Genomic DNA, 24,487 nt, shown 5'->3' on the forward strand with positions numbered 1-24,487 from the left:
TCCACCGGCGGCCACCTTTTCGTCCCATTTGTTGCTGAACTGTAACACTTTCGGGACTCCCCGGCCGCCTTGTTCTGCGTTCTTGTGCTGCCGCTCTTCGCCACTCACCAAGTTTCAATTTGGGTTTTGTCAGCGATGATCGATCTCGCAGAGGACACACAGTCCAATCGCCTTCTCCGTCTCGGTGCCCAGCCGATCGCCTTGACGGCTGCGGCGCTGCTGCTGCTGATCGCCGGCGTTACTTCGATCGCGATCTGGCGTGCCTATACCGGCGCTGCGCCCGAGACCGACCGGGTGGTCGCGTCGCGCCAGCTTCAGGCGCGCACCGCGCAAGCCTCCGAGCAGCTCGTCGAGAAAACCAAGGGGTTGGAGGCGACCCAGCAGGAATCGATCGACCAGCTCCAAGTGGTGCAGGACCAGCTTCAGAGCATGAAGCGGCTGCTCGCCGCGCAACAGGCCGACACCAAGCGCCTGTCGGAGCAGGTCGCGAATCTGAACGAATCCATCGACGGGCTGCGGCAATCCTTTGCCAGTGCCCGCTCAACCGAGTCCGACACGCCCTCGGTTACTCCTAGGAAACCGGCGCGCCATCGTGTCCACGCCAGCGCGCGCAAACGCTCTCGCGGCTGATTAGATCCAGGGCCGTCACCTTTTATTTTCGCGACTTGTGAAATGGATCACATTCGTCCGTGTGATTCCGCGCGATGTTCGCTCATACCGGATGGCGTGAGCCGATTTTAATGTCCGGGGCTGGCAAGGTCGTTGACGGTATACTGCGTCAACGGCCTTGTTTTTTAGTATTGCGGTATTTAGATGCCTCAGCCGCGCGCCCGGCTTAGAGACAAGTCCCTATTCACAGACTTGAGCACGGCGGACGCGCCAGCCCCATTTCGTCATCACGCGCTGCCGCACGAGATAACACTGCGCGCCATACCCGCCATCGTCATAGCCGGAGCCATAATAATAGGAGTCCCCGTAATAGGGATAGCCGTAGCCATACGCGCCGTAATAGCCGGCGCCCGCGATGCCAGCACCGATTGCGACACCCGGCCAGAAGCCGCCATGCCAGCCGTGGCCCCAGCCGCCATGGCCCCAGCCACCACCGCCGTGGCCCCAACCGCCGCCACCCATGTGGCCACCTCCATGTCCGAAACCGCCTCCCGCCTGCGCTGCCTGAGGCGCTGCGAGACCGACCGCTGCGACAGCCAGTGCGGCCATGATCATCTTGCGTAACATCAACTCACCCTCTGCGCGAAAACGCTCCGCGCTTCAAACAGGCCCAAGCTAATGTCACTCGATCATTGATGATAGGCAGGGAGGCTCACTTCCGCGCGAGCATCAGCAGCCACGGCAGATGCTCATCATCTTCTTGTCGAGCAGCTGGTTCTCGGTATTCACGGTGGCATCGACGTTGCGATTCGTCCCCGAGGCTGCGCCGGTGGTGACACCGGGCGACGTGTTCGCGCCGGACGACTGCGCTGTGCCCAGACTGTTGGTGCCAGGCGGCGGCGCTGGCGCATTCGTCACGCCGCCGGCCGATCCGTTGGATCCGCCGGCGCCCTGCGCGAAAGATATTGCCGGCATCGCGGCAAGGCTGAAGATGACGATCAACGTCCTGATCGAAGCGCTTGCGGACAATCTGGTCATCGTAAATTCTCCTCGACCCGTCAACGGCCGCGGCAAAGACAGGTTCCGGAACAAATTCCGTCACATCGGCTTGAAGCAGGAGGCTGCCACGATCATGCGCAAACTGATCGCGTTCGACGATGATACGTTCGACAAGCTGAAGCAATTAGGGCGCGACCGAATGGCGACGTTTCAGGAGCTTGCGGATGAAGCCTTCGCCGACCTCCTGAAGAAGCACGGCATTCCCATCGACCTCAGAGACGCCTTGCGCAAGAGCGCACGCCTCGACCGCAAGGAGGACAAGGCGACGCCGCGCTCCAGAACCAGAAAGGCAAAACCAAGATGACAGATCGCGATCCCTTCGCAGAGGGCGAGCGCGCAGCGCGCGAGAGCATCCCGGCCGGAGCAAATCCGTATCAAGACGGCAGTGACGAACACGCCCTGTGGGCAGCGGGCCACGAGAAAGTCGCAGGCAAAATCGAAGCGCGCGAATACGAGGGAAGCTGACACGTCGATGCGGGCCGCCAGTCGCTACGCGGCAGCCACCAACTTCTCGGTCCGGTCCTCGACCATGGTCACGAACATGTGCGAGTCCTCGCCGGTGCCGCCGATCTGCACCCGACGAGCCGAGATCACGCGACGGCCACGCGCGGGATTGTCGATGGTATCGACGATCGGCTCCAGCTGCTGCTTCTGTGCTAGCAGTTGCTGGTCGCGCCGCTCGATCAATTCGGCCGCCTCGGCGGAGAACAATTCGCGCGCGGTCTTGCCGATGATCTCGCCGCGCGACATGCCGATCATCTTCTCGGCAGCCTTGTTGACGAACACGTAGCGCAGATTGCGCGCATCCTTGGCGATGATGCCTTCGGTCACATTCTCGATGATGGTGGCGAGAAAACGCTCCATCCGCTCGAGGATTCGCTCGCGCTGACGTTGCTCGGTGACGTCCTCCTGCACCGACACCCAGCCGCCGCCGTCCATCGGACGCTCGTAGATCTTGATGGTGCGGCCGTCATTCAGGCTGATCTCGTAAGCCGTCGGCTCACGCTTGGCAATGCGTTCGAGAACCGCCCCGACATATTTCGTGACGTCGCCGCTGAACAATCCGCTCTTGACCCGGTGCCGAAGGATTTCCTCCAGCGTCGATCCGGCCTGGATCGTCTCGGGCAGGTTGTAGATCCGCCGGTAGTTGGCATTCATCGCAACCACATCGGCTTTGCCGTCGAGCATGATCAGGCCCTGCGGCATGCTGTTGATCGCGGCCGAGAGCTGCCACTTCTTGGCCTGGTACTTGTCGTTGAACTTGTCGCGCTCGGTCATCGCCGCGTCGCGCGCCTGTGCGGTGCCGAGCTCGAGCTCCTCGAGCTCGAAGATGCGCGCCACGGCATCGCGGAAATTCTGGACGGCGCGTGCAAGATGCCCAATCTCGTCGTGGCGGCCCAGATGCGGCACCTCGCTCTTGACGTCGCCTTGCGCGATCCGATCGGTCGCCTGCGTGATCTCGGCCAGCGCGCCGACCACCGAGCCGCGCATGACGACGACGTTCAGCCCTGCCAGAAGGAGCGCCGCGAGCCCGAGCATGAACAGGTAGGCGGCGGCGTAGCGGTTCTCGTCGGCGAGTTGGTCGGCCTGGCGGGCGCGCTCCCCGTAGATGCGTTCGAGTGCCTCGAGATCGCTGTTGAGCTTGCTGCGCAGGGTTCGGTTGGCATCATTGTCGCCCCATTCGCGCCCTGCGGCGGGGCTGATCTCGAGCCCGCGCCGCACCAGCTCCTGACGGAACTCGATGAACTGCGCGATGCGCTGCCGGAAGGTGGAGAATAGTTCGGCGTCGTCGTCGCCGACGGTCCGCTCCATGGCTTTCACTGCGTCGGCGAGTTCGCGGTTGCGTCGTATCAGCCCGTCGGCGAACTGCTTCATCGCGCGACGATCGGCGGACATGTAGATGCCGCGCGATTCCATCACGATTGCGTAGATCAGCGCATTGATGCGCCCAACGCCGATCGCGGCCTCTGCGGAGGTCGCGTACATGTGGCGATAGGTCGTCTGCAAACGCACGGTCTGGATCGACATCACGAGCAGGAAGGTGGTCACGATCGCGAGAAAGCCCGCGATGCTGTAGACCTTCTCCGCAACGCTCAGCGTGTCGGTGCCACGCGCGAAACGGACGAATTTCTTCAATAGTCTGGTTCCGGCGTCGAACGCGGATCCCGGTGCCGCAGCGTCCATCGCGCCGCTCCCCCTGGTTGAAAGCGCTCACACTAGCTGTGGTTGCACTAGCGGAGGATTAAAATACCAGCAGGTATTGTTACGGTATGGAACCTGCGCGGGGCCTCAGCCGATCCGCTTCAGGCCTTTCTTGAAGCGGGGGCCATTGGCGACATAGAACTTCGCGGCACTCCCCATCCGCTGCACCTGGGCGTCGTCGAGCGTGCGGATCACGCGCGCGGGCGAGCCGATGATCAGCGAGCGTTCGGGAAACTCCTTGCCCTCTGTGATGACCGAGCCGGCGCCGACGATGCTGTTGCGGCCGATCTTCGCGCCGTTCATCACGATCGAGCCCATGCCGATCAGCGCGCCCTCCCCGATAGTGCAGCCGTGCAGGATGACGTTGTGGCCGACGGTGCAGTCCTTGCCGATCACGAGCGGGAAGCCGAGATCGGTATGGCAGGTCGAGCCATCCTGCACATTGGCGCCCTCGCCGATCTCGATCCACTCATTGTCGCCGCGCAGCACGGCGCCGAACCAGACGCTGGCGCCCGGCTTCAGGCGCACGCGGCCGATCACGGTCGCAGTCTCCGCGATGAAGTAATTGCCGTCAGAGGGAAGATCGGGCGCCTGCCCGTCGAGCTCGTAGATCGCCATGGAAGTCTCCTGTCACGCTGAGACTGGCATAGCGAAACGGGAGCGAGGTGGCAAAGGGCTGCGACGCAGCCCTGCAAGGCGTCAGCCCAGCACGCCGGTCGCGCGCAGCGTCATCAGGAAGAAAGTGCCGCTCATCATGCTCCAGAAGCCGGCGATGACGGTCGCCATCATCACGAACTCGAAGCGGCGGCTTTCCAGCCGCATGCCCCGCAGCGTGTTGCGCATGATGATGAAGGGCGCCGCAAACACCAGGAACGGCACCGCCGCGAAGGTCCGGGGAGCCACGCCCTCCTGCAACAGCCCGAAGCCGGCGGGCCGCTGCGACATGGCCTGATATCCATTTGCGAGCGCGCCCGCGAGCGCGAAGCCGATGCAGATCGCGAAGAAAGTATTGAGAGCTTCAGGTGTCATCGGAACAGTCCGCCCATACGCAACGCCGAGCCTTCCTGTGACAAATAGTGCCGGTTAACGCTACATTATCCTTAAGCGAAGGTTAACGCCGCTGCCCGGTGCGCGCAGAGCCCCCTCCCGTACCCAGCTGCCCGGAACTCTCCGCGAAATCGCCGCCGCGTGGCATATTCGCCGGTGATTCGTCGGCCATCGGCCGACCCAGGGCTCATTTGCGCGACGTCATGACGGTGTTTTCGGCAACCTCCCCTCGGTCTTCCCGGACAGGCGCAAAGACGCGCCGAGGTGCGCATCTCGTCCCGCTTGCGCTCACCGGCGCCTTTGCGGCGGGCGCGGTCGCACTGGTTGCCTACCTGCTGTGGCCGACCTGGAGCACAGGCGGCGCTGATACGCCGGACAAGCTGCCGGTGAGCGTCGGCGGCACGCTGTTCAACCTGCCGATCCCGGCGATCCGGATGAAGATCCAGCGGCACTCCGGACCGCAGGAGCGCATCGATCTCGATTTCCTCTATCCCTCGCTGGAAGCCCCTAACGGGCCGCGGCACGTCACCGCTGACACCGTGGACACGGCGATGCAGCCGATCGACCGCATCTTCCTGTCGATCGCGGCACATCACGATGCGCTCGCGCCGGAGCAGCGCACCGCGACGATCTATCCGCGCTATCTCGAGCTGTCAGCGACGGCGCCGGACGACGGACTGACGATGCGCGCCTTCCGCAGCGACACGCCCTATGGCAGCGAGGATCTGTATTCCGCAAGCTCGCCCGCACTCACCGCGCGCTGCACGCGCGATGCGGCCACGCCCGGCATGTGCCTGTCCGAGCGCCGCGTCGGCGCCGCCGACCTCACCTTCCGCTTTCCGCGCAGCTGGCTGTCGCAATGGCGCGACGTCGCGGACGCCATGGACAGGCTGACGGCGCAGCTGCGCGGGCCGCACAGCTGAACCCGCCGCGGCAAAAAGTCGAAAACAACCCCATGCACAGTAGCCGACGCCCGGCGACAGTGATTCGTCTTTACCGAATCTTGGCTTGACCCGTCGGGCAAAACAGGGGCAGGATGGCATCGTCGCATGATCCCGTCGGCCGCGCCCCTGCCTGACGTTCAGGCGACCGCGCGAACCGGCAGATTGCCGCTCTCGGCAAGGACCCGTGCGAACCGGTCGACATCCTCGGCCGTATTGAACAGGCCAAAGGACACGCGGATGCCGTCGCGCTCGGGCGACACGCGCACCTGCCGGCTGGCCAGATAGTCCGCCCATTCGTCCGCCGGCAAATCCAGCACGTAGATGTGCGGTGAGCGATCGGCGCGGTCGCGCGGTCCGACGAGGCGGATACCGAGATCGTCGATGCGCTCGATCAGGCGGTCGCCAAGATCGTAGAGATGCGCCTCGATGGCAGGCAACCCGACGCTCTCGATCAGCGTCAGCGAGGCGTCCAGCGCGTGAATATCGGGCAAATTGAGATTGCCAATCTCAAATCGCCCGGCGCCGGCCTTTGGCATCATGTTGTCTGCACGCGCAATGTAGTCGCTTGGCGGATGCGCGAGGCTCGACATGGCGAGATAGGCCGGCTGCAGTTCGTCGAGACCCTGCCGGCAATAGAGGAGGCCGAGGCCCTGCGGCACCAGCAGCCCCTTGTGGCAGCCCGAACCGATCAGGCTTGCCCCGCTCGCTCCGGCATCGAGCGGGATGACACCGGTCGACTGCATCGCATCGATGACGAAATAGAGTTTCTTCTGCGCACAGAGCGCTCCAATGCCGTCGATGTCGAAACGATGCCCCGCGTGAAAGGTGACATGCGAGAGCGAGATCGCGCGCGTACGGAAATCGATATGCGGCGCGAACATTTCCGCGCGTGCCGTCTCGCCCGTCATCGGCACGAACCGCACCTCGATCCCCTTTCGTCGAAGATTGAGGAATGCATAGGCGTTGTTCGGGTGGTCGCCCTCGACGAGGAGCACATTGTCGCCCGCCACCAGCGGCAACGCGTTCGCGGCGATATTCATGCCCTCGGAGGTGTTCTTGGTGAAGGCGATCTCGTCCGGCGCGGCGTTCAGCAGCTTCGCCACCCGGGCACGAACCTGCTCGACACGCTCGAGCCAGACGGGTTTCGGGCCCGCCATCTCATGACCTTCCCGATAGAAGCCGAGCAGGGCTTCGCGAACGCTGGTCGCAAGGGGCGTCTGATGTGCAGAGTCGAGATAGAGCAAGCGCTCGGTCACAGGGAATTGGCTGCGGACCGCGGCGACGTCGTAATGGCGTTTCATGATGAATGGCTCTGGTATCAATCGACAAAGGACGGAACGGGGTGGGCGCTGGCCAGATCCTTCAGCCTGCGAAGCCGCGCCGGATCTACTGAAGCGGTCGGGCCTGCACGCAGGATTGCCGCGACATCGCGACCAAGCCCGGTGGCCTCGGCCGTATCGAAGCCACGGATCGTCAGCGCGATGCTGCCGAACCGGAACGCGGTCCGTGGTTCGCCGGCTTGCCCCGGCGCGCGCATCGCGTTGCCGACGATCCCGTAGGCACCGAGCCCCGCGACCAGTTCCGGCTGCGTCCAGCTTTCGCCGGTGTAGGCCATGATCATGTGCGAGTCCGTGCCACCGGTGTAGAGTTCGATGCCGCCCTCTTCGAGGCCAGCGCCGAACGCCTTGGCATTCGCGACGACGTCCCGCATGAGCTGCGCAAAGGCCGGACGAGTGATCATCTCCATCTGCACCGCACGCGCCGCGATCATGTTCGAGGCTGCCGGGCCCTGCAGACCGGGATAGACGGCGGCGTCGATGGCGGCGGCGAAGCGCTCCCTGGCGAAGACAAAGGCGCCGTTGCGCGGTCCGCAGAGAGTCTTCTGTGTCGACGTCGTGGACACGTCGGAGAATGGTACGGGATTGGCATGAAGGCCGGCCGCGATCAGCCCAGCCACATGAGCGATGTCGGTGAAGAGCAGTGCGCCGACCTCGTCGGCAATGGCCTTCAATCCGGCGAAGTCGATCTCGCGCGGATACGACGACGGACCAGCAAGCAGGACGTGCGGCTTCACCTTGCGCGCGAGGTCACGGGCCTGATCCAGATCGACCACGCCGCTGGGGGTGACGCCGAACGAGGCCACCTCGCGGTTCGCACCCGTGATGTGGCGCATGGCGCCGTGGCTGACATGGCCGCCGGCGAGCTCGTCGAAGGTGAGCAACCGCGCGCCATCGGCCGGCAGGATCGCGCGCAGCACGGCCACGTTGGCGATGGTCGAAGAGAGCGCCTGCACGTTGACATATTCGGCGCCGAAAATCGCCTTCGCGCGATTGATGGCGAGGTTCTCGATCGCGTCGAGCTCTTCGCAATTGGCGACGCTGCGACGGCCGGGCAGGCCCATCGGGGCACGATTGACGAGATGCGTTCCCTCGATCTGTCGCAGTCCGAGCGGCGCGTAGGACGCCGAAGCGATCATGTTGAGGGACGACGTCTCCCTCTTGCGATCCCGGTCGATCAGCGCGACGACATCGGCGCCGATCTGATGGGCATCGGCGCCAAAGAGAGTGGGCCAGTTGGCGTCAGCTGAATGGGCCTGAACGGCGCCGGTCGAAAATGACATGTGTGATCCTCTTGCCAGGTGATCGGAATGCGCTTGGTCCGCGCGTGGGGTGGCGCCGGCTCTGTCAGTGACGGAGCACGCGCGAGAGAAAGGTTTTGGTTCGTTCATGGGTCGGCCGGTCGAAGATCTCAGTCGGCGTGCCGATCTCCAGGATGCGTCCGTGATCGATGTAGACGACGCGGTCGGCGACCTCGCGGGCGAAGCCCATCTCGTGGGTCACGATCATCATCGTCATGCCTTCACGCGCGAGCTCGCGCATGACGTCGAGCACTTCGCCGACCATCTCAGGATCGAGCGCCGAGGTCGGCTCGTCGAACAGCATGATATGCGGCTCCATCGCGAGTGATCTCGCAATTGCAACGCGCTGCTGCTGACCGCCGGACAATTGCGCCGGAAGCTTGTGAGCATGATCGTGCAGCCCGACCCGATCGAGCAGACGCAACGCGCTCGCCCTCGCCTCGTCCGGCTTGCGGCCGCGAACGCGGATCGGCGCAATGGCGACATTGTCGATCGCGCTCATATGCGGAAACAGATTGAACTGCTGGAACACCATGCCGACGCCCTTGCGGATCCTGGCCAGCTCCTTCTCGCCGCCGATCGCGCGATCCGCTTCGGTCGGCATGTTGAAGCCGTCGACCGTCAGCCGCCCGCTCTGGTACATCTCCAGGCCGTTGACACAGCGGATCAAGGTCGACTTTCCGGAGCCGCTGGCGCCGATGATGACGACGACCTCGCCGCGACCGACGTCGAGATCGACGTCCTTCAGGACATGAAACGCGCCAAAGGACTTGTTGAGGCGGCCGATGCTGACGATGACATCGCGCGACGTTGCGGCTGTCGGAATCTGGATGGCGTTCATCGTGATCCCCTTGCGAGATGGGCTTCTAATCGGCGCGAGGCGTAGGTGATCGCCCCGCCGATGGCGAGATAGACGGCGAACAGGAAGACGTAGATTTCGTAGGTCCGGCCGCTGTTCTGGGGATCGGCGAGGATCATCTGTCCGGCGCGCAGGAAATCGGTCAGGCCGATGATGAAGACCAAAGTCGCGCCGTTGAAGATGTCGAGGATCTGTCCGACCAGCGAGGGAACGACAACCCGCAGCGCCTGCGGCAAGACGATATCAACGTTGAGCGTCCAGCTGCTCATCGCGAGCGATTTCGCCGCCTCGATCTGGCCTTTCGGAACCGCCTGAAGTCCGCTGCGGACATATTCGGCGACATAGGCCGCGAAGAAGAGCGCAAAACCGGCCATGCCGCGCAGCAGACCCGGAACGGACGTATCCGGCGCCAGCAGCGGCACGATGATCCAAATCCAGTAAACGACGAGGATCAACGGCACCGACCGCATCGTCTCGATATAGGCGGTCGAGATCACGCGCAGGCTGGTGATGCGGCTTTGCCGGCCGAGCGCGAGCAGGATGCCGAACGGCAGGGTCAGGATCGAGACCGCGATCGTCAGGACGACGCTGAGCAGCAGACCACCCCAGACCTCGAAGCCCGGCGGCGAGAGCACGACGAAGACGGCGACCACGCCCGCGAGGAGTCCTGACAGCACGATGCGCTGGTCCACAGCCGAACGCTGGGTGCCGATCCAGGCGGCGATGCCGAGCGCAGCGCAAGCCGCGGTGAGCATGCCGGAATGCACGTCGATCGCGGCTGCCAACGCCGCCGCGATCAGGATCGCGACCGACGCGACGGCCGTCAGCGCCGCGCGGCCCGGGCGCAGCGAAAGGCCGAGGCCCGCGCCGAACATCGCGCAGAGCGTCGCAACGGAGAACCATGCCCGCCACAACTGGCCGGCCGGATAGATGCCGGTCATCAGCACCTTGAAGCTGCCGCCGACGACCTGCCAATGCGCCTCGATCAGCGCCCAGTGGGCAAAGGCATAGACCGCCCAGGCCAGCATCGGGATGACGACGAGCGAAAGTGCTGTATCGAACGGCTTGGCGAACAGATTGCGGTGGACCCACCGCAGCGCGACCGTGGTCATCGCCCCCTCCGTCCATTGACGCGTGCATTGATGCCGTTCACGCAGGCGCTGATGATCCAGCTTAGTGCGAGGTACGTCAGCATCACGATCACGACGCCTTCGAGGTTTCGCCCGGTCTGGTTCGAGACGGTGCCGTAGACGTTGAACAGATCCGGAAAGCCGATGGCGATCCCGAGCGAGGTGTCCTTGGTCAGGCTGATGTAGCGGTTGGCGAGCGACGGCAGGACGATCCGGAAGACTTGGGGAAGGATGATGTCGCGCAGCGTATGGGAACGCGACAATCCGAGCGAGGCCGAGGCCTCCCATTGTCCCTTCGGCAGGGACTCGATCGCGCCGCGGACGATCTCGGCGACATAGGCGGAGCTGTTGACGACGATCGCAAGGAGCAGTGCCGTCATCTCCGGTGAAATGGCAAAGCCTCCGCGCGCGCCGAACCGGGTCGCGACCGGAAGGTCAAGGCCAAGCGGAAAACCGATGAAGGCGGCTGCCATCAGGGCCGAGATCGCCGCTGCCAAGAGGATCAACCGGAGTCGCAATCCACGCAGAACCAGGCAGGCGACGACCAGTGCAACGGCAGCGACGAGCAATCCCCATGACGCAGCGCCGGCACGCTCGGAGATCGCAAGGCCGGGAAAGAACACACCCGAACGACTGGCAAGCAGGCCGCCGAACCAGTTCGACGCGGCATTGGCGGGAGGAAACCGCAGGACCACGGCGAAATACCAGAACACGATCTGGATCAGCAGCGGCGTGTTGCGGATGGCTTCGACCAATCCAAAGCAGAGATTGCGCACCAGCCAGTTCGTCGACAGCCGGCCGATGCCAACCAGCGTGCCGAACATGGTGCAGAGCACGATCGCCGAGAGCGCGACCTTGAGCGAATTCCATAGGCCCGCCAGCAGGGCCTGCAGATTGGTGTGCGTGGGGGAGAAAGGCTCCAGATCCGGCCAGTGGCCCACGAACGAGGGCACGACCCCTTCGCTGAGAGAAAAGTTCGCAACGTTGCCGAGATAGCCGAACGAGAACTGGATGCCCTTGCGAGCCAGTGCCTCGCGGACGGCGAGGCCGAGCCAAATGACGAGCCCTGCCACCACGAGAACGATCGCAGCCTGAAACAACCATTTGGACGCAATCAGCAGGCCGCGACGCGCGGGCGGGATGCTGTGATATTCGGCGATCTCTGTGCTCACGACGCCCTCCCGAGATCGGGGCGAGCCGACCGGCTCGCCCCATGTGCTCAGTTCCACGGAGGCGAGTACTCGGCGCCGCCCTTGGTCCACATGGCATTGGGCGTGCCGGCACGATCGATGAAGTATGGCGTCTTGGGTCCGAGATTGCGATCGTAGATCTCGCCGTAATTGCCGACCGACTTGATCATGCTGGCGACGAAATCGTCAGCGACGCCGAAATCCTTGCCGAAACCGTCCTTCACGCCGAGGAATTTCTGCACGAAGGCGCTCTCGTCCTTCATCCTGTCGGACAGATTGGCTGTCGTGATGTCCCATTCTTCCGCCTGGAACAGCGCGAAGGTCGCCCAGCGCAGGAGATTGCGCCATTTGGAATCGTTGGCGATCACGAAGCCGGCGAACGGCGACTTGTTCAGCGTCTCGGGCAGGATCGTGTAATCGTCCGGCTTTCCGGAGTTGCCGCGCCACGCCGCGAGCGCGGATTTGTCCGTCGACATCGCGTTGCAGCGGTCGCTCTGGAGCGCACCAAACAGCTTCTCGAGATTCTCGAAGGTGAGCACCTTGGTGGTCTTGAAGCCGCGCTGGCGAACGAAGGCGGCGAGCGTGGCTTCGGTGCCGGAGCCCTGCGTCGTGCAGATCGTCGCGCCGTCCAGCTCCGCGACGGATTTCACACCGGACGCAGCTTTCACCATCATGCCGGTGCCGTCGTAGAAATTGATCGGCAGGAAATCGATGCCGATCGCCGACTCGCGCACCGGCTTGATGGTCGTATGAGCAAAGACGACATCGGCCTGCCCGGTCTGCAGGGCGTTGAAGCGGCTCTTGTCGGTGACGATGACGAAGTTGACCTTGCTGGCGTCGCCGAGAACGGCAGCGGCCATGGCGCGGCAGAAATCGGCATCCAACCCTTCGATCTTGCCGGTCTTGGTGTTGAGATAGCCGAAGCCCGGGGCCGTGTTGTCGGTGCCGCAGTTGAGGATGCCGCGCTGCTTGACGTTGTCGAGAACGGAGGCGGAAGCACCGCTCGCCCACAGCGATGCTGCGGCAAGCGCAGCGACCAGAAATTTGAAACGAGCCATTCGAAACCCCTCTGTTGCCGTCGTCCCACGTGTCTCAGCCGGGCTTGGGATGTGCTCCTCTTGTGAAGACCCGAACTGCTCTGAGGAATGAGGCTACTGCCGCAAAACAATTCTGGTCTACTTAATTAATTTCGCTATATACATTAGAATAAATGCATGATTGTGTCCTGAGCACTTTTTGGAGCTGACGGATGGATTTCGCCCGACTCCGCACCCTTCGTGAGCTTTCGCTGCGAAAAACAATGGCAGCGGTGGCCGAAGCCTTGCTGATCTCTCCGTCGGCCGTTTCGCAGCAAATCGCGCAGCTCGAAGACGAGACCGGAGTTGAACTGGTCGAACGCAGGGGCCGCGGCGTGCGGCTGACGCCGGCGGGACAGCGTCTGGTGGATCATGCCGGGCGGGTCATTGGCATTCTGGAGGAAGCGAAGACCGACCTCGCGGAGCTGAAGAAGACCGTCGCCGGCGAACTGCGCGTCTCGGCGTTTCCCTCGGTCGCCGCATCCCTGATTCCGCCAACGATCCGGGCGATGTCGGCTCGCTTCCCCGATCTGGTGACGATCTTCGAGGAGTTGGAGCCCGACGACAGCCTCGCGGCTTTGCGCGCGTGGCAGACGGACGTCGCCATTGTCGACGACCTGACCACATCAGCAAGTCTCTCGGAGACACAGGTCGAGATGCTGCATCTTCTGGACGACCACCTGCACGTCCTGCTGCCGCGCGACCATCCGCTGGCGGAGCGGCCTCACCTCACCTTGCCGGAGTTGGCGACGGAACGATGGGTGCTCGACACGACGTCCGCCACCTATTCGGACGTGATTGTCGGCGCCTGTCGCAATGCCGGCTTCGATCCCATCGTCAATGCGCGCTGCCACAGTTTCGAAGTTGTCCGGGCCATGGTCGAGGCGGGCTGCTCGGTCTCGATCAATCCGGGGCTGCGTGGGCGCGATCATATCGGCACGCTACGCCTCAAGGAGATCAAGCCGATCATCACGCGACGGATATTCGCGGCGTTTCGCACCGGTGAAAGGCGCAATCCAGCGATCGCCGAGTTCGTCAAAGAGCTTCAGGCGGTGGCGACGGCGATGACGGCTCAGCGGTGAGCACCGCAAGCCAAGCGCATTCTGCAGCCATCAAGCCAGATCATAGACCATGATGACGCGCGTCTTACCGAGATATTCGAGCTCCTCGATCGGCCGCCAGTGGCGAGACGCATAATAGCCCGGCAAGGTCCCCGACGTGTAGAGATAGAGCCGTTGATAGCCCAACTTCGCAGCGCTAGCGACAGCAGCATCAATGAGCGCGTTTCCAACCCCTTGGCTCCGCTCATTACCAGGCACGAACAGCTGCGCCATCCATGGCGAAAGTGCAGGACGTATCGTCATCTCGCTGGCGAGCAGATTGACTGAGCCAACGAACGTCGTGCCACGCCGTGCGACCAGTACTTCCGGCAATTGGCCGGAACGAGCCGCACGGCAAAGAAACTGCTCGTAGTCTGCGGCCAAGCCGTAGCCCGTCAGCGGTCCCCAGAACGCGAATTGAAGTGAAGCGATTGTTTTCGGCAGGCCTGCCTCCTCGGTCAGGCGAACGATTTCAAAAGGGTCTGCATCCATATGGAAACATTGGTTTCAAGACGCGTGGCATCACTCTAAATGCATGCGATGCATATCCCCTAGTCACGGATTGTTGCCGATCTCGTCACCGCCACCGGGTCTTGCGGCGGATCAACTGCCTAATGCCCTTGCCGCCACGAAACCATTGCGGTGATTGATATGAGCGATGTAGCAACAAACCTGCCATCTGGCGCCCAACTCTTGGGACGCGAATGGCTCGGCTTCGACGAGAGCGGGTGCACTGATCCGCTTCCAGGCTCAGCCCACCTTCACCAACACGGCGCGGGCACGGGTGATCGAGCAGACGGAGCGCGACATGGTCGTGCAGGCCGAACTCATCGATGCCGAGGGCGTCACGGTCGCCGATGCAATTGCGCGGCTGCGCATTCTTGCAAAGGCATAAATCTTGCCGCCCGCGCACGCCGATGCAGCCTCAGTCCCGCTCCTTCCGCGCCCGATACAGGCTCGGCGTCGTGCCGACCGCCTTGCGGAAGGCGCGGTTGAAATTGGCCTGCGACGAGAAGCCCGTGGCATAGGCGATGTCGACCAGCGGGCGATCGCTGGTCAACAGCAGCCGCTTGGCGAGATCGAGGCGCTGGCGGCTGATATATTCGTGCGGCGCAGTGCCGGTTGCCGCCTTGAAGCTGCGGGAGAAGTGTGCCGGGCTCATGCAGGCCACCGATGCGAGATCCTTCACCGTCACGTCGCGTTCGACGGAATCGTCGATGAACTCCGTCACACGCAGCAGCCGCTTGGCATCGAGCGGCTTCTGAACGGCGTAGGATTGCCTGAGACGAACGGACGTCGCCGAGTAGGCGTGCACCAGATGCGCCGACAACGCGCGCCCGAGGCTTTCGATCAGCAGCCGGCCGGTGGAGGTCTCCTGTTCAAGCTCCTTCAGGATCCGATCCGCGACATGCTCGATGAACATGTCCTGGTCGATGCTCTCGTAGCGGATCGTGATTCCCGACGGGTCGATATCGAGATCCCTGAGCATGGTGTCGTCGAACGGCTTGCCGGGCAGAAAGAGATGCAGGCATTCCTGCATCTGGCTCTCGACACGGATGAAGTCTTCGCGGATGCCGGCCGGGCAGAGCCATACGGTGCCCTTCCTGCCGAAAGTGCGCTGCCGCATGCCCGCGCCTTCACGATCGACGACCGAGTTGCCGCGCAGCAGGATCGCGATCTCGGTGTCACGCGGCAATTGCGGCGGCAGATCGCCCGGCTCGTGGCTCCATCGCTCGGCGAGGAGATGCCCCCATCGCCGATCGTTGGACGTCTGAAGCATTCTGCCGGTAACATATTTATCGACAGAATTGCCGAGCATACCCATCGTGAATCTCCGCCAGATAGCGCGATGTGGGTAAGGAGTATTGCCGGGTCCAGCAATTAGCATGCCAGACATCCGGCCGGCCGTCCACCAACCGAGAGCAGTCCGGGACAACAACACCGCACGTTTTGAAAAGCCAGCCCGCCCCCGGCCGCCGCATCCTCGGCCCCGTTGAATCGGGAAGCGGAGAGACCCATGGCCCGGACCACGGTAATAGGCGCGTGCCCCCATGATTGCCCGGACACCTGCTCCATCCTGACCACGGTCGAGGATGGCAAGGCGATCGCCGTCCGCGGCAATCCCGATCATCCGTTCACGCGCGGACGGCTCTGCGTGAAGGTCAACAACTATGAGGAGCGCGTCTACAGTGACAAGCGCATCCTCCATCCGCTGAAGCGGGTCGGCCCCAAGGGTTCGAGGCAGTTTCAACGGATCTCCTGGGACGAAGCCATCGAGACCATCGCATCGCGCTGGAAAACAATCATTGCCGAGCACGGCGCGCAGGCGATCCTCCCCTACAGCTATCTGGGCACGCAGGGCATCATCAACGGACTGAACGTCGGAGATCCCCTCTTCAACAAGTTGGGGGCGACGGTTCTGGAGCGCACGTTCTGCGATTCCGCCTCGTGTACCGCCTACATGATGACGATCGGGCACACCCCGGGCGTCGATCCCGAAAGCTTCGTGCATTCGAAGTACATCATCCTGTGGGCCTGCAACACGCTGAGCACGAACTCGCACCACTGGCCGTTCATCGAGCAGGCAAAGAAGGCCGGCGCCAAGCTCGTGGTCATCGATCCCGTAAAGACCCGCACGGCGCGCCTCGCCGACTGGCATATCCCGATCCGCCCCGGCACCGATGCTGCGCTCGCGCTTGCGATGATCCATGTCATCATCAAGGAGAACCTGGTCGATCGCGACTACGTCGACAAATACACCGTCGGCTACGACGAGCTGGCAGAACGGGCGGCGAGCTATACGCCGGAATTTGCATCGCAGGAAACCGGCATTCCCGTCAGTGACATCGTCAAGCTGGCCAGGGAATTCGCGACCACGCCGCCCGCCGTCGTGCGGATCGGCGTCGCGGTCGAACGGCATGCCGGCGGCGGCCAGACCGTGCGCGCGATCGCCTGCCTTCCGGGACTGATCGGGGCGTGGAAACATGTCGGTGGCGGCCTGCTCCAGCTTCCGATCTGGGCATTCCCGGTCAGATGGGACGTGCTGATGCGTCCCGATCTGCAGCCGGAGAAGATGCGCGTGCTCAATTCCTGGCGCCTCGGAGCGGCACTGACCGGCGAGCTCGGCTTCGATCCGCCGATCAAGGCGCTGTTCGTCTACAACGCCAATCCGATGGCGATGGTGACCGAGCAGGGCAAGCTCGAAAAGGGCCTAGAGCGCGAGGATCTCTTCACCGTCGTCAGCGAGCACTTCCTGACCGACACCGCAAAATATGCCGACATCGTTCTGCCGGCGACCACCCAGCTCGAGCAGAAGGACATCATGTTCTCCTGGGGACATCTTTACCTGTCCTACAACAACCAGGCGATCGCGCCGCTCGGCGAAGCTGTCTCCAACACCGAGCTGTTCCGCCGGCTCGCGCGCGCAATGGGCATGACCGACCCGGCCTTCTTCCGGAGCGACGACGAGATCATCGAGGGCTCGCTGGACTGGAGCAACCCGGTGCTTGCGGGCATCACGCTCGATGACGTCAAGACCAAGGGCTATGCGCGCCTCAACATGCCGGCGCCGGCGGACTGGGCGCCGCATCGCGAGGGCAATTTTCCGACTGCGTCCGGCAAGTGCGAGTTCAAATCAACCATCGCCGGCGGCGGCAACTTCGTGGTGCCGCTGTTCCGCCAGGGCTACAATGGCGACCAGGATGGCACGCCGGTCGATCCCCTGCCCCACTACATCCCGCCGAACGAGAACGCGCGAACGGCGCCGGCGCTCGCAACGCATTATCCGCTCAGCCTGATCTCGCCAAAGAGTCACGCCTTCCTGAATTCGAACTACGGCAACCTGCCGGCCCAGACCGCGCAGGCCGGCGAGGAGCAGGCTGTGCTTCTCAACCCCGATGACGCGGCCCAGCGCGGCATCGTTGCGGGCGCGCCCATTCGCGTGTTCAACGATCGCGGCTCGTTCGAGGCCTTTGCGACGGTTTCACCGGACATCATGCCGGGCGTCGTGGTGGCACCGTCAGGCTATTGGCAGCGCTCCAATCGCAAGGGCGCAACGGTGCACGCGCTGACGCCGCCCGCGTTCGCCGACCTCGGCCGCGCCCCGACATTCTCCGACATCCTCGTTCAGGTCAGCGGTGCCTGACGATGACATATGTGGTCACCGACAATTGCCGCGGCTGCCGGTACACCGAATGCGTCACCGTCTGTCCCGTCGAATGTTTCCATGTCGACGACACCATGACCTATATCGATCCGGAGAATTGCATCGACTGCGGCGGCTGCGCACCGGCCTGCCCGGTCGGTGCGATCGAGCCCGACTATCGTTTGCCTGCGGACAAGACATTCTGGATCGACGTCAACCGCAAGCGAGCGGCTGAAACGCCCGTGCTGAGCGCGCGCCTGGTGCCCCTGCCGGGCGCCGATGAGCGCAAGGTGGCGCTCGGCCGATGACGAGGCCTGCTGCCAGCGAGCGCCGCGTCGCCGTCATCGGCAGCGGGCCGAGCGGCTTCTACACGAGTGAAGCCTTGTTGCGCTCGGGCGTGCCGATGACCATCGATATGTTCGAGCGGCTTCCCGTGCCCTACGGGCTGGTGCGGTTCGGCGTCGCGCCCGACCATCCGAAGCTCAAGCAGGTCACGACGGCCTTCGACCGCATCGCCGCAATGCCCGGCTTCCACTTCATCGGCGGCGTGACGGTCGGAGACGACGTCACGGTCGACGAGCTGCGCATGGCCTACGACGCCGTCGTGCTCGCGACGGGCGCCGAGCTGAGCCAGGCCCTCGACGTCCCCGGCGAAACGCTACCGGGCAATCACAGCGCCGGCGATTTCGTCGCCTGGTACAATGGGCATCCCGAATTCCGCGATCGCCAGTTCGATTTCGGCCACGAGGCCGCGGTCGTGATCGGCCATGGCAACGTCGCGCTCGACGTCGCGCGGATTCTCGCAAAAACGGCCGACGAGCTGCGCCGGACAGATATCGCGCGCCATGCGCTCGAAGCGCTGGCGGAGAGCCGGGTTCGCGAGATCTACGTCGTCGGCCGCGGCGGGCCGGCGCGGGCCAAGTTCACGGCAAAGGAATTGCGCGACTTTGTCGAACTCGCGGCGTGCGACACACGGGTCGATCTGCGCGACGTCACACCGGATGAATTCGAGCCGCAACGCTCCGACGATCCGGAAACCAATGAAAAGCTGTCGCTGCTGCGCGCGTTTTCGCAGCAGGCCGCGACCAGGCCGCGGCGCTGCGTCTTTCGGTTTGGTCTGTCTCCGGTCGCGATCCGAGGACGAGACCGCATCGAGACGATCTCGTTCAAGCATCGATCGGGCGTCGTCGAGGACATCGCGTGCGGCCTGTCCTTCAGCAGCATTGGCCGCAGGACGATGCCTGTTGCCGGCGTTCCCTATGACGCCCATCGCGGCGTCCATGCCAATATCGACGGACGCGTCGCGATCGGTTCTGCTCTGGTCGAAGGCCTCTATGTCTGCGGATGGAGCAAGCGCGGACCGAACGGCACGATCGGCACCAACAGGGGCTGCGGGATTGCGACGGCTGAGGCCCTGCTGGCCGATCTGTCCTACCGCCGGCCGCGCTCGGATGGCCGCGACGCGCTGCTTGCGCGCCTCGCCGGCCGGGCCGCACGCCTCGTGAGCTATCCGGATTGGATGACGATCGATGCGGCCGAGAAACGCAGGGGAGCCGCGCTCGGCAAGCCCCGGGAGAAATTCGTCACGATCCCGGACATGCTGGCGGCGTTGGATACGTGCCCCTGAGGGGCACGCATCGGCTCTTATTCCTGATCGACCAGATCGTCCTCGAGGATCGCCATCTGGAACTGGAACGAGCGATCGTCGTCCTCGTCGTCGACGAAGAGCACGCCGATGAATTCCTCACCGATATAGACCTCGGCGGAATCGTCCTTCTTGGGCCGCGGCACGACGCGGATCTTGGGATTGCCGAACACGCGCTTCAGATACGCATCCAGCTTTCTGACTTCTTTGACGTCCACGGCAAGTCTCCGATCGAAATTGGTCGGCGGGTTTTAGGACGAGACGCGACGAACCGCCAGCATGAATTGCCAAAGAATTTGGGGACGACAAGGCCGGCAAAACCCGGCCCCAAAATCCGGCCCCTGGACTTGCGAGATCAAAGCCCCATCGCGTTGATCATCTGGTCCATGGTGCGCGACGGCTCGGCACAGCCGGCCTCGCCGACGATCTTGGCCGGCACGCCCGCGACCGTGACGTTATGCGGCACCGGCTTCACCACGACCGAGCCGGCCGCGATGCGCGCACAATGGCCGATCTCGATGTTGCCGAGGATCTTTGCGCCGGCGCCGATCAGCACGCCATGACGAATCTTCGGATGACGATCCTCGTTCTCCTTGCCGGTGCCGCCGAGCGTGACGCCGTGCAGGATCGAGACGTCATCCTCGATCACCGCCGTCTCGCCGCAGACGAAGCCGGTGGCATGATCGAGGAAGATGCCACGGCCGATGCGCGCGGCGGGATTGATGTCGGTCTGGAACACCGCCGAGGCGCGGCTCTGCAGGTAATATGCAAAATCCTTGCGTCCCTTCAGATAGAGCCAGTGCGCGAGCCGATGGGTCTGGATGGCGTGGAAGCCCTTGAAGTAGAGCAAGGGATCGATGAAGCGCGAGGTCGCGGGGTCGCGATCGTAGACCGCGACGAGATCGGCGCGGAAGGCGTTGCCGAGATCGGGATCGTCGCGCAAGGCCTCGTCGAAGGTCTGGCGCACCAGATCGCCCGAGAGCGCGGAGTGATCGAGGCGGTCGGCGACGCGATGGACCACCGAATCTTCGAGGCGGCTATGATGCAGCACCGTCGAATAGATGAAGGTCGCAAGCTCGGGCTCGCGGTGGACGATGTCCTCGGCTTCGCCCCGGATCCGATCCCAGATCGGATCGAGCGTCGCGAGCTTGCCTCCCGGATTGACCTGATGCACTGCCATGGATTTTCTCTCTGGGATCTGCTCTTCGAATGGGCTGGTTTTGTTGGCTCTATAGCACAGTGTAGGCGACAAAGTCCTGACGGGCTTGCCTGAGAGTGAACAGCGCGTTGCCCGGCGAAAGCATACCAACGCGTTGAAACACAACAGGTTCTTTTGGCGCCCCCAGGCGGCAAGGTCGGCTCAAAATGGTCAGAGTCTGGCCAAATTCAAGCCGGGCGGCGTCAAACTATTGGTGAATTTCACCTCGACCGTTATTGCGGGCATGGTCCAGCGGACGACGGAGCGGTTTTGAGCATCACCACCGACCAATTGCGCGCGAGCGCCGCGGGGACGTTCTGGCTGCGGCTGGCGGCGGTGGCCCTGCCCCTCCTGATGATCGCGCCCGCGTTCTGGAACGGCTATCCACTGTTGCAATGGGATACCGGCGGCTATCTGGCGCGCTGGTACGAGGGCTACCTCGTCCCCAGCCGCTCCACCGTGTTCGGCCTCTATCTGCATTATGGCGAGAATTTCGGCTTCTGGATCAACCTCGCGGTCCAGTCGCTGGCGACGCTGTGGCTGTTGCAGCTGACGCTGCGCGTGCTCGGCCTGATGCAGACATTCCGCTTCGTCGCGATCAGCCTGCTGCTGATCCTGTCGACGGCGCTGCCCTGGCTTGCGAGCATGCTGCTCACCGACATTTTTGCAGGGCTCTCGATCCTGTCGCTGTTTCTCCTGATCGTCGGCGGCCGCCGCATCTCGGGAATCGAAAGAGTCTCGCTGTTCGTCTTCACCGCCTTTGCCGCGGCGACCCACAGCGCCACGCTCGGCGTGCTGCTCGGGCTCTGCGCCGTTGGCTGGATGGCCCGGCCGTTCCTGGGACCTCGCCTGCCGATCGCCGGACTGGCCCAGGCCAGCCTCACGATCGTCGCGGGCGGCCTGATGCTGATCTCCGCCAACCACGCGCTGTCAGGCACCTGGGCCTGGACGCCCGGCGGCACCGGCGTCGCCTTTGGCCGCATGATGCAGGACGGCATCGTCGCGCGCTACCTCAACGACCGCTGCCCGCATGAGAGCTTCAAGCTCTGTCCCTATCGCAATGAGCTGCCCGCGACCGCCGATGAATTCCTGTGGGGCAAGAGCATGTTCAACACGCTCGGCCGCTTCGAGGGAATGAACGACGAAATGGGATACATCGTCGTGCATTCGCTCGCGGCCTATCCGGCCTGGCAGGCCGAGGCGGCGTTGCAGGCGATGGGGCAGCAAATGCTCCACGTCGCGACCGGCGAAGGCACCAGCGGCTGGATTCCCCACACCTACGGCATCATCGAGCGCTATATCCCGGCGCAGGTGGCCGCGATGCGCGCCGCACGCCAGCAGCGATGGGCCCTCGATTTCAGCTACGTCAACTGGCTCCATGTCCCGGTCGCGCTGGTCTCGATGCTAGGGCTGCTCGGGCTGCTTGGACACGCGCTTGCCCACCGCAGGCTCGACGATCTGACGCTGCTGGCGACGACGGTGACGCTGGCCCTGCTCGGCAACGCCTTCATCTGCGGCGTGATCTCGGGCCCGCATGACCGCTACGGTGCACGCATGGTGTGGGTTGCGACCTTCGTGGTGCTGATGGCGCTGTTTCGCTGGCTTGGCGACGACGAATCCAAAGCGCGATGAGACTTCAGGCGCGGCGTGACAGGAAATCCAGGACGCCGGTCTTGTAGACCTTGTCGCCGACCGCACGCATGTGATCGCGGCCCGGAATATCGAGCACTTCCGAACCTGGGATGAGCGCGCCGAGCGCGCTCGCGGAGCCCGCGACATCATCGGTCGAGCCGACCGCGATCAGCACGGGCACGTCGATGCGCGCGGCCTCGCCCCTGGTCATGAGATCGCGCGTGCCGCGCAGGCAGGCTGCGAGCGCACGGCGATCCGAGCGGGTTTGGTCCGCAAACGCACGAAACGTGCGGCCCACGGGATCGGTGACCTCGTCGAGCGAGGGCGCCTCCAACGCCTTGGCGACGCTCTCGCCGGGCCCGGTGCCCTCGATCAGGCCGCCGATGCCGATGCCACCGAGAATGGCCGAGCGGAGACGCTGCGGCTCGTTCAGCCCGAGCCAGGCCGTCATCCGCCCGCCCATCGAATAGCCCATGATGTCGGCCTGCGGGATGGCGAGATGATCCATCAACGCGAGCACGTCGCCGGCCATGGTCGGGATCGAGTATTGCGCGGGCTCGTAGAGCTTTTCGCTTTCGCCGTGGCCGCGATTGTCCAGCGCAATGACGCGGCGGCCGTTCTTGCGCAGCTCCGACACCCAGGTCGGGTAGACCCAGTTCACGTTCTTGCTCGAGGCGAAGCCGTGCACCAGGATGATCGGATCACCCTCGCCTTCGTCAAGATAGGCCATTTCAACGGCGCCGTTGTGAAAGCTCGGCATCAGCAGTTCCGCAATGTTGTGGGGAAGATTGATCTTAGGCTGTAAGTGCCGCGTCCGCCAGAGCGGCTTCCGCTGCAATCTGCGCCCGGCGAAGGCGCCGGGCCCGTCTGCGATCACACCAAGCCTGCGTCAGGCGCTCGGTGGTCGCCTTGATCGAGGACAACAGACCGAACAGCGTCAGCGCCGCGCCGAGCAGCCACAGCGTGAGATCGAACGCGCCGCCGACGAGCAGCAGCGCGCCGCGGCCGAGCACCTTCATGATCGCGCGCGTCTTGCTGCCTTGCGCTTCGGCAAGCCGAGCCGCGCGCGCGACATCCTTGGGCCCTTCGGCGATGCGCAAGCTATCCATCGCGCCGCGTGTGCCGGTCTTCTCGGCGACGCGCGTGACGTCCTTGCCGAGCCGGACCAGCGCGCCGGCCTTCTCGACGCGGAACGCGGCCTTGATCGCGCTAGCGGTCTCGCCCGGACGAAACACCGATCCCTTGGCGACCGCGTTCTGAAGCATCGGCGTGTCGACCACCTCGCGCGCCGAGCGGCCGGCCCATGCGGCGAGACCTTCGCCTAGCCGTCCGACCTTGCGCGCATCCTTCACCAGCGTCAGCCCGGCGCGCACCGGCGCGGCGCCGCCGGCGGACACGTAGGTCACGGCCGTCACGGCAAGGCCCGCGGTGGCAAGACCGAGCACCAGGCGATCGGTATCCTCGCCCATGGCGAGATGCTTGCCCTCGCGCACGACGTCCCTGATATCGCCGATCACGAAGAGATCGCCGGCCACCGTTCCAGAAAGGCTCGCGACGTCGTCGGCATTGCCGGTGACGAGGCCGGTGGCAAAGCGCTTGGCGAAATGCGAGGAGGAGTTCTCGGCTTTGACGGCATCGCCGACCCGGCTCAGGAGGTCGTCGGGCAGCGCGACATTGCGGTCACGCGCGAGCGCGACAAAGCTGTCGGCAAGATCGGCATCGCCGGCCGTGAGCGCGGCTTCAATATTGTCCTGGACCAGGTGGTCGTCCTTCGCGAGGGCCGCATCGAGCTTGAGCTCGGACATGGCCGCCGGATCGTCCTGGGCGGCGAGAATCGCACCGGCCTCGCGCGCATGCGGCGCTACCTGTGCGAGCACAAGGCTGCATGCAGCAATCCCGGTCAACGCTGAGCTGATTCGCAGCCACTTCATGCCGAAAGCCTGGACATTCGCAGGGTCACTTGCGCAGGGTCATTTGCGCGCGATGGTACGTCTTTCGCCGCATTTGCGCGTGT

26 protein-coding genes are annotated in these 24,487 nt (G+C 64.0%); 9 read left to right on the forward strand and 17 right to left on the reverse strand.

Annotated elements, in window-relative coordinates:
- The first annotated feature begins 135 nt into the window (after positions 1-135).
- Positions 136-630, forward strand: coding sequence for a hypothetical protein (locus JQ587_RS09980; protein WP_212301741.1), 495 nt, complete (start codon positions 136-138; stop codon positions 628-630).
- Between the two features lie 219 nt (positions 631-849).
- On the opposite strand, the gene JQ587_RS09985 is transcribed toward JQ587_RS09980, so the two are convergent.
- Positions 850-1,236: a hypothetical protein gene (locus tag JQ587_RS09985; protein WP_212425188.1), complete on the reverse strand. Its 387-nt coding sequence runs from the start codon at positions 1,234-1,236 to the stop codon at positions 850-852.
- A 102-nt stretch (positions 1,237-1,338) separates the two neighbouring features.
- Positions 1,339-1,647 carry a hypothetical protein gene (locus tag JQ587_RS36660; protein WP_249154242.1) on the reverse strand — a complete coding sequence of 103 codons (309 nt, stop codon included), beginning with the start codon at positions 1,645-1,647 and terminating at the stop codon, positions 1,339-1,341.
- A 94-nt stretch (positions 1,648-1,741) separates the two neighbouring features.
- On the opposite strand from JQ587_RS36660, the gene JQ587_RS09990 reads away from it, so the two are divergent.
- Together JQ587_RS09990 and JQ587_RS09995 are read left to right on the forward strand one after the other, a co-directional pair.
- Entirely contained in the window at positions 1,742-1,972 is a 231-nt protein-coding gene (locus tag JQ587_RS09990) for a hypothetical protein (RefSeq protein ID WP_212425335.1), read from the forward strand.
- Positions 1,969-2,133 (forward strand): hypothetical protein, encoded by a 165-nt coding sequence (locus tag JQ587_RS09995; RefSeq protein WP_212425189.1) that lies wholly within the window; start codon positions 1,969-1,971, stop codon positions 2,131-2,133. The genes JQ587_RS09990 and JQ587_RS09995 overlap by 4 nt, the downstream gene beginning before the upstream one ends.
- Before the next feature lie 24 nt (positions 2,134-2,157).
- On the opposite strand, the gene JQ587_RS10000 is transcribed toward JQ587_RS09995, so the two are convergent.
- The 3 genes from JQ587_RS10000 to JQ587_RS10010 form a co-directional block, all read right to left on the reverse strand.
- Positions 2,158-3,852: a PAS-domain containing protein gene (locus JQ587_RS10000; RefSeq protein ID WP_212425190.1), complete on the reverse strand. Its 1,695-nt coding sequence runs from the start codon at positions 3,850-3,852 to the stop codon at positions 2,158-2,160.
- Positions 3,853-3,957: 105 nt separating this feature from the next.
- The gene (locus tag JQ587_RS10005; protein WP_212301748.1) at positions 3,958-4,488 is read right to left on the reverse strand and encodes a gamma carbonic anhydrase family protein; all 531 of its coding nucleotides are present in this window, start codon (positions 4,486-4,488) and stop codon (positions 3,958-3,960) included.
- Between the two features lie 81 nt (positions 4,489-4,569).
- A complete protein-coding gene (locus tag JQ587_RS10010; protein WP_212301749.1) occupies positions 4,570-4,899 on the reverse strand; it encodes a DUF6949 family protein in 330 nt (109 codons plus the stop codon).
- Positions 4,900-5,120: 221 nt separating this feature from the next.
- Here JQ587_RS10010 and JQ587_RS10015 point away from each other — a divergent pair, with 221 nt between their 5' ends.
- Positions 5,121-5,840, forward strand: a complete 720-nt coding sequence (locus JQ587_RS10015; RefSeq protein WP_212425191.1) for a hypothetical protein — start codon at positions 5,121-5,123, stop codon at positions 5,838-5,840.
- A 158-nt stretch (positions 5,841-5,998) separates the two neighbouring features.
- Here the strand turns inward: JQ587_RS10015 and JQ587_RS10020 are convergent, their stop codons facing one another.
- The 6 genes from JQ587_RS10020 to JQ587_RS10045 all read right to left on the reverse strand — a co-directional run bounded on the left by JQ587_RS10020 (position 5,999) and on the right by JQ587_RS10045 (position 12,736).
- Complete coding sequence (locus JQ587_RS10020; RefSeq protein WP_212425192.1) at positions 5,999-7,162, reverse strand: aminotransferase class V-fold PLP-dependent enzyme; 1,164 nt, start codon at positions 7,160-7,162, stop codon at positions 5,999-6,001.
- Between the two features lie 17 nt (positions 7,163-7,179).
- A complete protein-coding gene (glyA, locus tag JQ587_RS10025) occupies positions 7,180-8,481 on the reverse strand; it encodes a serine hydroxymethyltransferase (protein ID WP_212425193.1) in 1,302 nt (433 codons plus the stop codon).
- Between the two features lie 64 nt (positions 8,482-8,545).
- Entirely contained in the window at positions 8,546-9,340 is a 795-nt protein-coding gene (locus JQ587_RS10030) for an amino acid ABC transporter ATP-binding protein (RefSeq protein WP_249154243.1), read from the reverse strand.
- Positions 9,337-10,470, reverse strand: a complete 1,134-nt coding sequence (locus JQ587_RS10035; protein ID WP_212301753.1) for an amino acid ABC transporter permease — start codon at positions 10,468-10,470, stop codon at positions 9,337-9,339. The genes JQ587_RS10030 and JQ587_RS10035 overlap by 4 nt, the downstream gene beginning before the upstream one ends.
- On the reverse strand, positions 10,467-11,660 hold the full coding sequence (locus tag JQ587_RS10040; RefSeq protein ID WP_212425194.1) for an ABC transporter permease subunit: 1,194 nt from the start codon (positions 11,658-11,660) through the stop codon (positions 10,467-10,469). Before JQ587_RS10040 ends, JQ587_RS10035 begins: the two co-directional genes overlap by 4 nt.
- A gap of 47 nt (positions 11,661-11,707) precedes the next feature.
- A complete protein-coding gene (locus tag JQ587_RS10045; protein WP_212301755.1) occupies positions 11,708-12,736 on the reverse strand; it encodes a transporter substrate-binding domain-containing protein in 1,029 nt (342 codons plus the stop codon).
- A 191-nt stretch (positions 12,737-12,927) separates the two neighbouring features.
- On the opposite strand from JQ587_RS10045, the gene JQ587_RS10050 reads away from it, so the two are divergent.
- A complete protein-coding gene (locus JQ587_RS10050) occupies positions 12,928-13,836 on the forward strand; it encodes a LysR family transcriptional regulator (protein ID WP_212301756.1) in 909 nt (302 codons plus the stop codon).
- Between the two features lie 30 nt (positions 13,837-13,866).
- Here the strand turns inward: JQ587_RS10050 and JQ587_RS10055 are convergent, their stop codons facing one another.
- Positions 13,867-14,346 (reverse strand): GNAT family N-acetyltransferase, encoded by a 480-nt coding sequence (locus JQ587_RS10055; RefSeq protein ID WP_212425195.1) that lies wholly within the window; start codon positions 14,344-14,346, stop codon positions 13,867-13,869.
- A gap of 433 nt (positions 14,347-14,779) precedes the next feature.
- Positions 14,780-15,634: an AraC family transcriptional regulator gene (locus JQ587_RS10065; protein WP_212425196.1), complete on the reverse strand. Its 855-nt coding sequence runs from the start codon at positions 15,632-15,634 to the stop codon at positions 14,780-14,782.
- Between the two features lie 237 nt (positions 15,635-15,871).
- On the opposite strand from JQ587_RS10065, the gene JQ587_RS10070 reads away from it, so the two are divergent.
- Genes JQ587_RS10070 through JQ587_RS10080 form a run of 3 tightly spaced genes read left to right on the forward strand, consistent with a single transcriptional unit; the run spans position 15,872 to position 19,625 of the window.
- The gene (locus tag JQ587_RS10070; RefSeq protein WP_212425197.1) at positions 15,872-17,998 is read left to right on the forward strand and encodes a molybdopterin-containing oxidoreductase family protein; all 2,127 of its coding nucleotides are present in this window, start codon (positions 15,872-15,874) and stop codon (positions 17,996-17,998) included.
- A gap of 2 nt (positions 17,999-18,000) precedes the next feature.
- On the forward strand, positions 18,001-18,306 hold the full coding sequence (locus tag JQ587_RS10075; RefSeq protein WP_212301760.1) for a ferredoxin family protein: 306 nt from the start codon (positions 18,001-18,003) through the stop codon (positions 18,304-18,306).
- Entirely contained in the window at positions 18,303-19,625 is a 1,323-nt protein-coding gene (locus JQ587_RS10080; RefSeq protein WP_212425198.1) for an FAD-dependent oxidoreductase, read from the forward strand. Before JQ587_RS10075 ends, JQ587_RS10080 begins: the two co-directional genes overlap by 4 nt.
- 17 nt (positions 19,626-19,642) lie before the next feature.
- Here the strand turns inward: JQ587_RS10080 and JQ587_RS10085 are convergent, their stop codons facing one another.
- Entirely contained in the window at positions 19,643-19,861 is a 219-nt protein-coding gene (locus JQ587_RS10085) for a DUF3126 family protein (RefSeq protein WP_007602550.1), read from the reverse strand.
- 137 nt (positions 19,862-19,998) lie between these two features.
- A complete protein-coding gene (gene cysE, locus JQ587_RS10090; RefSeq protein WP_212301762.1) occupies positions 19,999-20,823 on the reverse strand; it encodes a serine O-acetyltransferase in 825 nt (274 codons plus the stop codon).
- A gap of 288 nt (positions 20,824-21,111) precedes the next feature.
- On the opposite strand from cysE, the gene JQ587_RS10095 reads away from it, so the two are divergent.
- Positions 21,112-22,473 (forward strand): hypothetical protein, encoded by a 1,362-nt coding sequence (locus JQ587_RS10095; RefSeq protein WP_212301763.1) that lies wholly within the window; start codon positions 21,112-21,114, stop codon positions 22,471-22,473.
- Between the two features lie 4 nt (positions 22,474-22,477).
- On the opposite strand, the gene JQ587_RS10100 is transcribed toward JQ587_RS10095, so the two are convergent.
- Both JQ587_RS10100 and JQ587_RS10105 read right to left on the reverse strand, forming a co-directional pair.
- The gene (locus tag JQ587_RS10100) at positions 22,478-23,233 is read right to left on the reverse strand and encodes an alpha/beta fold hydrolase (protein WP_212301764.1); all 756 of its coding nucleotides are present in this window, start codon (positions 23,231-23,233) and stop codon (positions 22,478-22,480) included.
- Between the two features lie 34 nt (positions 23,234-23,267).
- Positions 23,268-24,404: a hypothetical protein gene (locus JQ587_RS10105; protein ID WP_212425199.1), complete on the reverse strand. Its 1,137-nt coding sequence runs from the start codon at positions 24,402-24,404 to the stop codon at positions 23,268-23,270.
- Between the last annotated feature and the right edge of the window lie 83 nt (positions 24,405-24,487).

Source organism: Bradyrhizobium manausense (assembly GCF_018130615.1).
In the GTDB taxonomy this organism is placed as follows: domain Bacteria; phylum Pseudomonadota; class Alphaproteobacteria; order Rhizobiales; family Xanthobacteraceae; genus Bradyrhizobium; species Bradyrhizobium manausense_A.